Here is a 12652-nt window from a genome sequence, read left to right as displayed (position 1 = left end):
TTATATGACCCCGATCTACAGCTTTCCACCCATTGAGCCCGAAAATGCCCGGATATTGATTCTTGGGAGCATGCCCGGTGTCGCCTCGCTGGAGGCGCAGCAATACTATGCGCACCCTCGCAATGCTTTCTGGCCGATTATGGGGGAGTTGTTTGGCGCCCATCCGGAGCTACCCTATCACAACCGAGTGGAAATACTGAAAGCCGAGGGCATTGCTGTGTGGGATGTGCTTGAGTCCTGTGTGCGGGTCGGAAGTCTGGATGCCGATATTGATGAGGGCTCACTGAAAGTGAATGACTTTGAAAGCTTCTTCAGGCGCCATCCAGATATCAGGCATGTGGTCTTCAATGGTGCAAAAGCTGAACAGAGCTTTCGACGGTATGCTCTGCCAGAACTCAGGCTCGACTACCTCAGCTATACCCGCCTGCCTTCAACAAGTCCTGCTCATGCGGCGATGAAACTGGAGAATAAATGTAAAGCCTGGCAGACCATATACCATGTATTATATTTATAAGATCAAGCGCCATCGCTTGCTGCATTTCCCGCTTAAACCTTTTGATTCAAAACGGTTTATTTTTACGCGCCTCCTCTTAGTATACAAGCGGGCACCCATCAGAAAAAAATAAAGATATCAGCACCAATATCAGTTACTATATCAACCTCACTCCGCACCAACTTCTGTTTGAAAGTGCAGTATTTCATAGCTGAATATTAAGATAGTGAAGTTGGTATTTAATGATGGGGGAATCGCCCCCTGAAATGCAAACATAATAGTCTTGAAGGTTATTGGTATGCATCCGAGATTTTCGTCAAACGCTTTGCCTGGCGTCCAGAAAGGCTTCTCTCTCATGGAAGTCATGATTACGATTTCTATTGCAGCCATCATACTGGGTCTTGGCATTCCCTCTTTCCAAAGCATGATCACCAAGAACAGAATAGTCTCTCAAACCAACGAGATCATTGGCCTCATAACGACAGCCCGCTCCGAAGCCATACGTCGCAATTCAACCGTCACGCTTTGCCGAACCACCTCAGCAAATACCACTCAATGTGCAGAAAACACTGCCACATGGGAGCATTGGCTGATGATGCTGCCCAATGGCTCACTTATACAAAGAGGTGATTTCAGTCGTTACAATAATGCTATCGTGACATCGGGACTGACTGCCGACCGCATTCGTTTCCAGGCTGATGGTTTAGCCCGAACAGGTACAGACCTGGTCAGTGGCAATCGTATCAGGGTCAACTCAACCCATTTGGACAACTGCTATCGAGAGATCGTTTTAGGGGCTGGTAACAGGCAGTCCATTGACAAAGATGATGCGACCGGGTGCCTGTAGCATGTATAAAACGCATAAAGTGAATATGCAAGGTCTGGGACTGATTGAGGTTTTGATTACCTTACTGGTCCTGTCGATTGGGCTTTTGGGTTTGGCAGGTCTGCAGCTGAATTCTCTGAAAAACAATCAAAGCGCAATGCAACGTTCAATGGCCATTATGCAGACCTATACGATTATAGAAGCCATGCAGGCAGATACTGATATTAAAGACTCCGCACCCAGAGATTACAGCAGTTATAACCTGACCTTGGAAGCATCAGACCCAACAGGAAGCAACTATAGCAATAGTGTACGCCGGGCATGGCGTGAAGAGATCCGGGCATTACTGGGAACCCAGGCAACCAGCTCTATCGACTGCACGCTGGGCAGGTGTTCTATTACTATTCAGTTTGATGAATCACAAGCCAGCCAGGGTGCACCTGAACACCAGATTACGACACAGGTTCAGTTATGAAACACCATAAGCTTGATAGTGCATATCGTTCACGCACCTTCTCAAAGGGCCTCACCCTGATTGAGTTAATGATTTCGCTGACACTGGGGCTGGTCATTATTGGTGGTGTCACTGGCATTATTGTATCAAGTGGACAGTCCAATCGAGCAAACCAAGGCCTTGGGCAAATACAGGATGGTGTGCGTTTGGCTTTTGAGCTGCTTGCAAGGGATATCAGACAAACAGGGGGACATCCCTGCGGGAATGACATAGAGGTTGTCAACATTCTTAACAGCGCTCAGGACAGCAATACCCCCTGGGCAGTTGACTGGAGCACACCTGTACGAGGCTATCGCCCCAGCGACACTATAGCCGGGGCTTCCAATAGAGTGCCAGATACCGACGCAATCTCCTTATTGATCGGAACATCATCAGGCGTTTACGTATCCAGCTACACGGATACAAACCAAGGTGCGAATTTCAGAGTTGCGTGGCCGAGTACGATGACGGGCCATGGCTTCCAACCAGGCGATATTCTATTCGCATGCAATCAGTTGCAAGGGACAATCTTCCAGATGACAGGCCCCTCCGGTCAAAATCCGGCTGCAGATCTAATTGTTGTCAATACTGGCAACTCCACGACACCAGGCAACTGCACCAAAGGACTCGGGCCCATTATTCCTGGAAACAACCCAAACCAACCCTGTAATACGAACGGAAACCACGGCCCCTACAGCCAGAATACTATTATCGCCAGTATATCCAGTCATGCCTGGTATATCGGTGACAATGACAGGCCAGCCGAAGGAGGCCGCTCTCTCTATCGTATACGAATGAGCAACGACTCAGGAAGCGCAGCCATGGTTGCTGAAGAGATAATCTCAGGAGTCACTGATATGCAGTTTCGCTACCGCGCTGATGGCTCTGATCAGTTTGCTGCCGCTGCTCCCGGCACGCCCTGGAACACGATCAATGCGGTAGAAGTCACCTTAACGCTCAGTAGCCTGACACCCAACATCAGCACGGCTTCGGCAGTTAACAACGGCCGTCTTGAGCGGAGCTTTACTCAGATCGTTTCACTCAGGAACCGATCACTATGACACAGCCAAAAAAACAACAAGGGGTTGCACTCGTCGTTGCGATGATCATGTTGGTTGTCGCTACCCTTATCGGTCTGTCCAGTATCAGATCGACAACGCTGCAAGAGCGTATGACAGCGAACCTGTATGACCGTTCAGTGGCATTTCAGAATGCAGAAACAGCTTTACGTGCAGCAGAAATGTCCATTTCGTCAACTGCGCTGATTCTTGATAGCATCTATGGCGCCAACAGTGACGACTTTGACTGCGATCCATTAAACCCCACCCCAACAACTTGCGGCCCCTTCCCGGAAAACACCTGGAGCTCGTCCAACTCAACTGGCTGGGTGAATATCACTGCATTACCCAATATCCCAAACCAGTTCCTGGTTAATACAGATATAACGCTTGGCACACCCCAGGTATATATCCAGCTCATAGCCCGTGTTGAAGATAAAGAAGCCCAGCAAAACCAGAGCGCCAATGAGCAGCAATATGGAAGCAATTCCGTCAGTGATGAAGTTTGGTATTACCGGATTACTGCACGCAGCGGCGATCCATCAACCATTAACGAACGAGCCTTCGCGGCTTTGCAGACAACAGTGAAACGATCCAGATAATCTTCTAACAGTTGTCCGGCAGGGAGCAGCAGCATGATCAAGTTAACCTGTACAAAACTGGCCCTTCTGACACTTTGTGCATTAATATCATCAGCCTTGACAACGTCAGTGACAGCAGAGGTCGCCATCAGCCAGAAACCCTTGCTGGTTGGTGAAGGCGTTCCAGGCAATCTGATACTGACCCCCTCGGTTGAGTGGCCCACCATCAACAGTGTCGCCAACCTCGGCGGCTACACCGATTCACGCGGCTATGCCGGTTATTTTGATTCCGGTAAATGCTATAAATATCATTACTCGGCAACCGAGTCCGAACGACACTTTTATCCCTACAGCACAACCAGTGACAGACGATGTACCAACAGCGGCGCACATCTCCTCTGGAGCGGTAACTTTCTGAACTGGGCGACCACACAAACCATCGACCCATTCCGCTCGGCGTTGACCGGCGGCTTCCGTGTCAAGGACACCCCTTCTGAAACCTGGCTGGAAAAAGCTCGCCATGATGGACAAGGTGGTGCTGACATTTACCCAAACAGAAGGCATCCTGACGGCGTTGGTAATAATAGCCAAACAGCAATGGGCAGAGCGACGCCTTTCTCCTCCTATGGGCATATGCACATGCGCATTAATGGGCTTGGCAACAAAATGCGCTTCATGCTGAACCATAACGATGTTAACGCGGATAGTGCCACACCTTACGACCCTGATTCAGACATCGCAGAGCACACCCTCTACGAAATCAGCATTCGCGTTAAGGTCTGTGATGCAAGCGTGGGGCTTGAGGACAACTGCATTGAATACAGCCAGGGCTGGAAGCCTGAAGGGTTATTGCAGGCATACTCAGACACACTTCGCTACAGTATTTTTGGCTACCTTAATGACCACAGCTGGGTAAATCGAGATGGCGGTGTTTTACGTGCGAACCAACGTTACATTGGCCCGCAGCGTTTCGACCCGGAAAACGGCTGGGAAAACAATCCTGATAAAGAGTGGGACACCACCACTGGCGTTCTGATCCGCAACCCTGATCCAGATGCCGCGTCTGCCACCAACAGCAGACTGAGTTTAACCACATCCAATACCATTCTTGATAGCGGGGTCATTAACTACCTGAATAAGTTTGGACAACTGACAGACAAAAACCATAAAAACCTGGATCCTGTCAGTGAGCTCTATTATGCGGCAACACGTTATATTCGTAATGTTGGCAATGTCTCTGCATACTCTACTATCTCAACCTCCGACCTGGCAGAAGCGTATAAACTGGCCGATGGCTTTCCCGTGGTAGAGAACTGGGAGGATCCTTATCAATTCTGGTGTCAGGCCACCGCCATTTTAGGCATTGGCGACGTAAACACATGGCAAGATAAGAATCTACCGGGTAACACCCGCACAGAAGACGAACCAACCACCCCCTCAGAAGTATCTGATGATGACTTCATTAATGTTGTGACGGCTACCGATAAAGTGGCACAACTGGAAGGTATTACCATCAACACTCCTTTCACGGGTCGAGAAAACTCCGCATACATCGCGGGGCTTGCATATGACATTCACACACGCGATCAAAGACCCGACCTGCAAGGTGAGCAAACCACATCAACACACTGGGTGGATGTTCGTGAGGGACAATTCTTAGGGTCTCGGAGTCAAAACCAGTATTGGCTTGCCGCCAAGTATGGTGGTTTCCGGGTGCCTGATGGTTACAGCACCTATGAGCACACCACAGCATTGCCAGCGGCATGGTGGAACGCTTCGGGAGACACCCTGTCTACGGGAGACTCACGCCCTGATAATTTCTATGTTGCCAGTGAAGCGGACAGGATGATCTCCAGCCTCCAGGATGCTTTCGCAAATATCCATCAGGAATTACGAGGCTCAGGCACTGCATTAACGGCCAATACTTTCAGGCTGGAACAAGGCTCGCGAATTTTTCAAAGCGAATACGTCAGCGAGCACTGGACAGGTGACCTGATTGCCATCCCGGTCGATCCAGCGACAGGGACAATTGGTCTGCAAGTCTGGAGAGCAAGTGAGCAGCTACCCGATTGGGATAGTAGAATTATTCGTACCCATAACCCTTCCGGTAACAATGCAGCCAGTAAGTTTCCTCTGTTTCAATATAACAGTCTGAATAATGACCAGAAAAGCGCGCTGAATGATGATGAGGAGCTTGTTGACTATATACGCGGTGACCAATCGCAGGAGATGTCCAGCAATGGAGCCTTCCGTAATCGCAGCTCACTGCTGGGTACCATAATCAACTCACAACCAATATATGTTGGCAAACCGGATAGACAGCTGTATATCAACAGATCCTTCACAGGGGCCAGCACGCATGTCACGTATGCCAACGCCCAAGTGAGCAGAGCACCTGTTGTCTACGTGCAGAGCAACGATGGGATGCTGCACGGATTCAATGCCAATACAGGGGTTGAGACCTTTGCCTTTATTCCCGACACCGTCATCAGGAACGGACTGAAAGAGATAGCCGATTCTGCCTATGATCACAGGTATTTACTGGACGGTGAGATCACGGTTGCCGACGTGTATATGGGGGGGAGCTGGAGAACGATCCTGATTGGCACTCTGGGCAGAGGCGGGCGTGGCATCTATGCTCTTGACATTACCGACCCTGCCAACATCACCTTCTTATGGGAAAAAAGCGCAACCGATATACCTGCATTGGGCAATAATCTCGGGAGCCCCATCATTGCACAGGTCAGCGATGGCCAGTGGCGTGTTCTGCTCGGAAACGGCCCTAATGGTGCAAACAACAGAGCGCAGCTTATTCAAATCACGCTGAGCTCCGGCAACTCCAACGGAACAGTCAAGGTTACTGATTCCGCTGTTGCGGGAAGTCTGGGAATGTCTGGCATCCGTGCTTGGGACAGCAACAATGATGGCTTCACTGACACCGTATATGCGGGTGATTTTAATGGCAATCTTTATAGAATAAATAATCTGACCACAAACACACCTGCCATCACCTCCTTCTTTCAGGCACGGGACAGCGACGGGCAGGCCCAGGCGATCACGGCGACACCCACCGCACTGCAGGATGAGCAGGGTGACACCTGGATATTCTTCGGAACCGGGAAATATCTACATCAGGATGACCTGCTCGATATGCAGACACAAACCTGGTACGGCATTAAAGACGAGGGCTTCAATATTGCAGGAAGAGCCTCTCTGGTTTCCAGAACAATTGAGCAGGAAGCTGTTCTGAATGGCAGGGATGTGCGAGTGATCAGTGCCGCCGTGGAAAATGATATGGACTCAAAATCCGGCTGGTACATTGATCTGATATCACCGGTTAATGGCCAGGAAGGAGAACGCATGGTGATTGCAAACTCTTTCAGAAGGGATGTGCTGATCGGTACAACCCGTATACCCGACAGCAGCGACCCATGCGCCCCCACAGGCCGGGGTTATGTCATGGCCATAGACCCCTTCACCGGCGCCCGTCTGAACCTTACATTCTTTGATATAAACGCTGATGGTCTTTTTAATAGCGATGATATGCTGGGCGATGTCCCTGTATCGGGTATCGGATTTGATAGAGCCCCCAACGCGCCGGTATTTATAGATGACGTCATGCAGGTTAATCTTGAGGATGGAACGATAGAATCAATAGCCACCCAAAGCAGTGGCAGTTTCAGTGAGCGTACCTCATGGAGAGAACTGATTAATCCTGCTGACTAACCATTTGTACCTGGAAGTTTTTATGACGAAGAGTAAAGGGTTTACACTGATAGAAGTGATGATTGTAGTCGCTATTGTCGGCATTCTTGCCGCTATAGCCTATCCTGGCTATCAGGAATATATCATGAAAAGCAGAAGAGGCACGGCACAAGCCTGCCTTCTCGAAATGGCGCAATATATGGAGCGCACCTATACTACAAACCTGCGCTATAACTCAGCGAATGCCGCTACCACACAAACAACCTTGCGAAGCATGGGCTGCGCTTCAGCTAATGGATTGAATAATTTTTATACTTTTAACCTTCCAGAGGCCTCTTTTGCAGCAAATGCATTCATAATTGAGGCTGTTCCTCAAGGCATACAAGCCACTCGCGACACAGGATGTGGCACCCATAGAATTAATCAGCTTGGTGGGAAATCCAATACCGGCTCCGATACCTGCTGGTGAACAACCGGGCTTCTGAGTAAGTGCTCATGAACAAAACCAGTCTTCCGTCATCTCTACCTCTGCCCACTTTTTGTCGCAGCAAAATGGTATTGATGGCTATCATACTGGCCCAGGCTGTTGCTGTTCTGCTGGCACTTGCACCTGGAGTCGCTGAGGACCGCTGGCAACGCCTGAGTCTCAGCACCCTGTTTGTCCAATGGGTTGCCCTGCTGACGATTTTCCTGCTGTGTCATATGCAGAAACGACTGAGCAAACTCACCCCGAGAATACTGTCTTTCTCGGCGCTCGGCATTCTGCTGGTTGTGACGTTGCTGGTCAGCCTGGCAGCCTTCTCCACATTGACACACTCTGGCTGGCAACCACGGACCGATCTGAACAGTTTTATCCTGCACAACCTGCTCATAGCACTGGTTGTCGGTGTGATCGGGCTGCAGTTCTTTATCATGCACTATGATCGCAGCCAGAATATCAGCGCCCAGTCACGGGCTGAGCTTGATGCTTTGCAAGCCCGTATCCGTCCACATTTCTTATTTAACACCCTGAATACCGTTGCTGAACTCACCCGCGCCAACCCGCAGGAAGCTGAGGCGGCCCTGCTGAACCTGTCAGATCTGTTTCGTGCCGCACTGAAGGCGGGTGATACATCAAGCCTTAGTGCTGAAATAGTGCTCGCCCGACAATACCTGGATCTTGAAAAATGGCGGCTCGGTAAAAGACTTCGGGTCAGTTGGCAGCTACCCGACCACCTTGCAGATATAGAGACACCTGGCCTGATTCTGCAGCCACTGATAGAAAACGCAGTACATCATGGCATAGAGCCCTGTGCCCAGGGTGGCGAGATCTCTGTAGAATTGCTGCAAAGCCCTGAACGCATTACATTGCTGATTTTTAATCCACTCACACCTAAGCAGCCACACGATAGAGAGCAACCACACAGTAGAGGTAACGGCGTTGCGCTTGATAATATCCGACAACGGCTGGAGCTGTTTTATGGTGATCAGGCCTCACTGATTACATCGGCACACGAGGGTTTGTTCAGGGCCAAGCTCGTATTGCCAACTGCCCGATAGGATATGTTTTATGCGTGTACTGATAGTAGATGACGAGCCGCTGGCAAGATCACGGATGCAACGCCTGCTGGAACAACAAGATGGCTACAGTTGCATCGGTACTGCCTGTAATGGACTACAAGCGCTGGAGATGATTACCACGCTACAACCTGACCTGGTGTTGTTGGATATCGAGATGCCCGGCATGAGTGGTCTGGACGTTGCTGAACAACTCCCACCACTCCCCCCTGCTATCATTTTTGTCACCGCTCATCCGGAGCATGCGCTGAATGCGTATCGGGTCGGCCCGGCCGACTACCTGCTGAAGCCCGTCTCGGCTGAGCGCCTGCAGGAATCACTGGCACGTCTGGGTACACAGACTCGCGCCCATCTGGAAAAAAATGACCAGCAAGCCCCCTGGATCTGTTACCAGATGTCGGGGAACCATCGACGTATCCGGCTTTCACAGAGCTTTTACTTCATGGCAGATGGCAAATATGTGCGCATGGTGTTTGAAGGCGGTGAAGCCCTGCTAGAATGCAGCCTCAGGCAACTGGAAGAGAGTTATCCCGATCAATTGCTACGGATTCACCGCAATGCACTGGTTAATCGCCAGCGCCTGCGCGGTATCATTGCTCAGGGCGATGGTCAGCACCTGGTGGAAATCGATGGTTGCAAGGACAGACTGGCAGTCAGCCGGCGTATGAGCAGCCGAATCAAGGCTCAGTTAACAGAGCCTTGATTCGCAGTACCTTGAACGGCAGCATTTTATACTATACTGACCGTCCATCCCCTTATTCCTACCACACAAGCCCCTTTTACTTTCTTCGCCAGCCTCCATCCAATAATCTTTGAGATGCGGGAAACCCTTGTGCGCAATCCGTGGCCAGACACCAATCGGTGTGTAATAACATTTTTCGAAGACACTCAGGATGGATGAAATCATGAAACGAGCAAAAGGCTTTACTCTGATAGAGGTCATGATTGCAGTAGTTATACTGGCGATAGTGGCGGCCGTTGCCTTCCCCTCCTATCAGCAGTATCTGGTACGCAGTAATCGTGCCGAGGCCCAGTCTTTCCTGATGGATCTGGCCCAGCGCCAGCAGCAGTTCATTATTGATGCCAGAAGCTATGCTTCTACGGTTGCCGCGCTGGGAGCCACCGTGCCGGAAAACGTTGATCGGCACTATACCATCGCCATCGTCAGCGCCGTGGCAACCCCTCCTACCTTTACCATTACGGCAACGCCGAGATCAGGCGGCATGCAGGCGAGCGACGGTAACCTGACCATCAATCAGGCAGGCGTTAAATCATGGTGATACTGGATCAATCACTACCCGAAAACAGGGCAGCACCACGATTCCGGCAACGGACCAGGCCTACAGCCCCGATTGTAGGAGAGTCTGGATTTACGCTATTTGAGATACTGATAGTCATTGCGCTGGTCGCCATTCTATCTACCCTTGCGGTACCCGGTTTTCAGAATCTGATTGCCGAGCAACAGGTGCGCGCCGTTGCCACTGACCTTCACACCACCATGCTGCTGGCAAGATCCGAAGCGATCAAGCGCAATCAGGCTGTAGTGCTGCGCCCGGCATCCGGGGAGACCTGGAGCGATGGCTGGCTGATTCGGGACCCAGCCACCCCGACTGTTGACACCAACCCGCTGGCACGCGAGCGCACCAGTGACAATGTGACCATTACAACAACAGTGACCGAGCTCAGCTTCAGGCCATCCGGGCGGCTGTCTCTCGCTGGGAATGTTAATTTTGATGTGGAATCAACCCTAAAGAATGACAAAAAGCGCTGCCTGACCATAGGTCTGGATGGACGTGCATCTATCACTAAAGGAGCCTGCTCATGAGCCCTGCAGCCTGTTCCGCTCAGCACGCAAAGAGTCACGGCTTCACCCTGCTGGAGGTGTTGATTACGCTATTAGTGCTGGGCTTTGGTTTGCTGGGGCTGGCCGGGCTTCAGGCTCGCATGCTCAACGCAGAATTTGAAGCTTATCAACGTACTCATGCGGTGATGCTGGCCGAAGATATAGCCAGCCGCATTAAAGCCAACCCTTCCGCGGCAAGAGCTGGCGACTATAGCGGCGCAACTGTGTACGGCACCGGCAACGTTATGAGTACCACCTGTGATCCAACTGCCAACTTGGTTACAACCGACCTCTGTGCTTGGAATCGCAATCTGCTCGGTGCAGCCACAACCACCAGCGGCGGAGACAATATCGGTGCCATGTTGGGTGCACGCGGCTGTATCGAAACTATCCCTTCCGCAGCGCCAGTCCCAGAAGTACAGATCCGGGTGACTGTCACCTGGCAGGGTACAACGCCCACTGTTGTTCAAGGCGTAGATTGTGCTGCTGGTATGTATGGCGACGATGACAGCCTGCGCCGTGCCGTTTCATTGACCGTCATGCTGGCTTTTCTGGGAGTTTGATTATGCGAACCCAATATGCACCGGCAAACTACCCGCCTCGAGCCAGAGGTTTCACTATCCTGGAAGTGATGATAGCGCTGACCGCAGGTCTGCTGATATTGCTGGCGCTGACGGAGGTATTTACCAATAACAGCCGCACACGTGGCGAACTGGAAAAAACCAATCGCCAGACAGAAAATGGCCGCTATGCCATGACGCTGTTGTCGAATGAGTTGAGCAATGCGGGTTTTTTTGCTGAGGCGGGCGAGCAGATTGCTTCAGGCACTCTACCCGATGAGTGTGATCCAAGCACCAGTGCCTCTAACGACGACTATATCCAGAACCTGTTCGGGTATCCTATACAAGGTGGCAACAATATCACCACCGCCCCGACCTGCCTGACCGACTTTAAAACGGGCAATGATTTTATTGCTATTCGCCGCTCCAGCTCCTGTGCCGTTGACAGCGGCAGTGGTTGTGATGCCTTTCTACCCAACGCCTATCATCTGCAGGTTTCTGCCTGTCAGACAGATGATCCAGGTGAGATTTTTTCGGCATCAACGGCATTGATCAGCGGTATGACGGCCACAGCAAAGGATTGCAGCACACGGGCTCCCGTATACCGGCTGTTTGACCGCATCTACTTTATCACCGCTGACAATATCCTGAGCCGGGCGGAGCTTGGCGCGAACACTGTCTATAGTGTCACGCCACTGGTCGATGGTATCGAAGCGCTGCATTTTGAGTATGGTATTGATACCGACAACAATGGTGAACCCGATCTGTTCACCAGCACTCCCACAGCAGCTCAATGGCCTAACGCGGTTGCCGTCAGGGTCTGGTTGATCGTCAGAAGTCTGGAGTCATCCCCGGGGCACCTGGACAGCAGATCCTATGTTCTTGGCAATGAGACAGCCATCACCTTCAATGACAGCTTCAAGCGCCAGATGTATAGCACCACCGTTCGCATCAACAATGTGGCCGGCCGGAGGGAGCAACCATGAGACAGAGATCACTACCAACCAGACAGAAAGGCGCCGTACTTGCCATTGCGTTGATCATGCTGCTGTTGATCACACTGATGGCCGTCAGCAGCTTTAATATGTCGCGCAGCAATCTGCAGGTCACCGCCAATCTGGAAAACAGAACGCAGGCGATCGCACTGGCCGATGCGGCACTGGAGGAGGCAATCAGCCGCACACTGTTTTTCACTCAACCGAACGATATCTTTATCAACTCCTGCGTCGTCAATAATACCAAGTGCTATGACATCAATGCCGATGGCACCAATGACTTTACCGTTACCGTCGACCCGCCGCTGTGCATTATGGTCGACCCTATCCTCAATTCCGAACTGGATCTCAGCGTACCTGATGATATCGGTTGCCTGATAGAGACCGGCGCCAACTCCCTTTGCGCTGACTCCACCTGGGATCTGCAGGCTATCGCGGTCGACAACCTGACGGCCGGACGTGCCACAGTGCGTCAGGGTGTCGGTGTACGGGTATCCATGAATAATGCGGCAGCCACCTGCCTATAAACCGGAGATCAGCC

The 12652-nt window shown here is 51.3% G+C and carries 14 protein-coding genes; all 14 read left to right on the top strand.

Annotated features, from left to right (window positions below):
• Positions 1-4: 4 nt before the first annotated feature.
• The 14 genes from ACK3CJ_RS01645 (at position 5) to ACK3CJ_RS01580 (ending at position 12638) form a co-directional block, all read left to right on the top strand.
• The gene (locus ACK3CJ_RS01645; protein ID WP_409524655.1) at positions 5-514 is read left to right on the top strand and encodes a DNA-deoxyinosine glycosylase; all 510 of its coding nucleotides are present in this window, start codon (positions 5-7) and stop codon (positions 512-514) included.
• 334 nt (positions 515-848) lie between these two features.
• Positions 849-1340, top strand: a complete 492-nt coding sequence (locus tag ACK3CJ_RS01640) for a GspH/FimT family pseudopilin (protein ID WP_409524654.1) — start codon at positions 849-851, stop codon at positions 1338-1340.
• Between the two features lies 1 nt (position 1341).
• Entirely contained in the window at positions 1342-1794 is a 453-nt protein-coding gene (pilV, locus tag ACK3CJ_RS01635) for a type IV pilus modification protein PilV (RefSeq protein WP_409524653.1), read from the top strand.
• Positions 1791-2873 (top strand): prepilin-type N-terminal cleavage/methylation domain-containing protein, encoded by a 1083-nt coding sequence (locus ACK3CJ_RS01630; protein WP_409524652.1) that lies wholly within the window; start codon positions 1791-1793, stop codon positions 2871-2873. Before pilV (ACK3CJ_RS01635) ends, ACK3CJ_RS01630 begins: the two co-directional genes overlap by 4 nt.
• Positions 2870-3472 (top strand): pilus assembly PilX family protein, encoded by a 603-nt coding sequence (locus ACK3CJ_RS01625; protein WP_409524651.1) that lies wholly within the window; start codon positions 2870-2872, stop codon positions 3470-3472. The genes ACK3CJ_RS01630 and ACK3CJ_RS01625 overlap by 4 nt, the downstream gene beginning before the upstream one ends.
• Before the next feature lie 33 nt (positions 3473-3505).
• The gene (locus ACK3CJ_RS01620; RefSeq protein WP_409524650.1) at positions 3506-7177 is read left to right on the top strand and encodes a pilus assembly protein; all 3672 of its coding nucleotides are present in this window, start codon (positions 3506-3508) and stop codon (positions 7175-7177) included.
• Between the two features lie 22 nt (positions 7178-7199).
• On the top strand, positions 7200-7625 hold the full coding sequence (locus ACK3CJ_RS01615) for a type IV pilin protein (protein WP_409524648.1): 426 nt from the start codon (positions 7200-7202) through the stop codon (positions 7623-7625).
• Between the two features lie 26 nt (positions 7626-7651).
• Entirely contained in the window at positions 7652-8695 is a 1044-nt protein-coding gene (locus ACK3CJ_RS01610; protein ID WP_409524647.1) for a sensor histidine kinase, read from the top strand.
• A gap of 10 nt (positions 8696-8705) precedes the next feature.
• A complete protein-coding gene (locus ACK3CJ_RS01605; RefSeq protein WP_409524646.1) occupies positions 8706-9416 on the top strand; it encodes a LytR/AlgR family response regulator transcription factor in 711 nt (236 codons plus the stop codon).
• Between the two features lie 202 nt (positions 9417-9618).
• Complete coding sequence (locus ACK3CJ_RS01600; RefSeq protein WP_409524645.1) at positions 9619-9993, top strand: type IV pilin protein; 375 nt, start codon at positions 9619-9621, stop codon at positions 9991-9993.
• On the top strand, positions 9987-10538 hold the full coding sequence (locus ACK3CJ_RS01595) for a GspH/FimT family pseudopilin (protein WP_409524644.1): 552 nt from the start codon (positions 9987-9989) through the stop codon (positions 10536-10538). Before ACK3CJ_RS01600 ends, ACK3CJ_RS01595 begins: the two co-directional genes overlap by 7 nt.
• Positions 10535-11119: a type IV pilus modification protein PilV gene (gene pilV, locus ACK3CJ_RS01590; protein ID WP_409524643.1), complete on the top strand. Its 585-nt coding sequence runs from the start codon at positions 10535-10537 to the stop codon at positions 11117-11119. The genes ACK3CJ_RS01595 and pilV (ACK3CJ_RS01590) overlap by 4 nt, the downstream gene beginning before the upstream one ends.
• A gap of 2 nt (positions 11120-11121) precedes the next feature.
• Positions 11122-12102, top strand: coding sequence for a PilW family protein (locus ACK3CJ_RS01585; RefSeq protein WP_409524642.1), 981 nt, complete (start codon positions 11122-11124; stop codon positions 12100-12102).
• Entirely contained in the window at positions 12099-12638 is a 540-nt protein-coding gene (locus ACK3CJ_RS01580) for a PilX N-terminal domain-containing pilus assembly protein (protein ID WP_409524641.1), read from the top strand. Before ACK3CJ_RS01585 ends, ACK3CJ_RS01580 begins: the two co-directional genes overlap by 4 nt.
• Positions 12639-12652: the final 14 nt, after the last annotated feature.

Source organism: Nitrincola salilacus (assembly GCF_046271865.1).
GTDB classification, from domain to species: Bacteria; Pseudomonadota; Gammaproteobacteria; order Pseudomonadales; family Balneatricaceae; genus Nitrincola; species Nitrincola salilacus.
Note: the sequence above shows the minus strand (reverse complement) of the source record. Positions and strands in the feature narration are given on the sequence as shown.

Bases quoted from the DNA above. Each gene is read 5' to 3' on its own strand.
- ACK3CJ_RS01645 (WP_409524655.1), top strand. From the start codon at position 5: ATGACCCCGATCTACAGCTTTCCACCCATTGAGCCCGAAAATGCCCGG.
- ACK3CJ_RS01640 (WP_409524654.1), top strand. From the start codon at position 849: ATGGAAGTCATGATTACGATTTCTATTGCAGCCATCATACTGGGTCTT.
- pilV (WP_409524653.1), top strand. From the start codon at position 1,342: ATGTATAAAACGCATAAAGTGAATATGCAAGGTCTGGGACTGATTGAG.
- ACK3CJ_RS01630 (WP_409524652.1), top strand. From the start codon at position 1,791: ATGAAACACCATAAGCTTGATAGTGCATATCGTTCACGCACCTTCTCA.
- ACK3CJ_RS01625 (WP_409524651.1), top strand. From the start codon at position 2,870: ATGACACAGCCAAAAAAACAACAAGGGGTTGCACTCGTCGTTGCGATG.
- ACK3CJ_RS01620 (WP_409524650.1), top strand. From the start codon at position 3,506: ATGATCAAGTTAACCTGTACAAAACTGGCCCTTCTGACACTTTGTGCA.
- ACK3CJ_RS01615 (WP_409524648.1), top strand. From the start codon at position 7,200: ATGACGAAGAGTAAAGGGTTTACACTGATAGAAGTGATGATTGTAGTC.
- ACK3CJ_RS01610 (WP_409524647.1), top strand. From the start codon at position 7,652: ATGAACAAAACCAGTCTTCCGTCATCTCTACCTCTGCCCACTTTTTGT.
- ACK3CJ_RS01605 (WP_409524646.1), top strand. From the start codon at position 8,706: ATGCGTGTACTGATAGTAGATGACGAGCCGCTGGCAAGATCACGGATG.
- ACK3CJ_RS01600 (WP_409524645.1), top strand. From the start codon at position 9,619: ATGAAACGAGCAAAAGGCTTTACTCTGATAGAGGTCATGATTGCAGTA.
- ACK3CJ_RS01595 (WP_409524644.1), top strand. From the start codon at position 9,987: ATGGTGATACTGGATCAATCACTACCCGAAAACAGGGCAGCACCACGA.
- pilV (WP_409524643.1), top strand. From the start codon at position 10,535: ATGAGCCCTGCAGCCTGTTCCGCTCAGCACGCAAAGAGTCACGGCTTC.
- ACK3CJ_RS01585 (WP_409524642.1), top strand. From the start codon at position 11,122: ATGCGAACCCAATATGCACCGGCAAACTACCCGCCTCGAGCCAGAGGT.
- ACK3CJ_RS01580 (WP_409524641.1), top strand. From the start codon at position 12,099: ATGAGACAGAGATCACTACCAACCAGACAGAAAGGCGCCGTACTTGCC.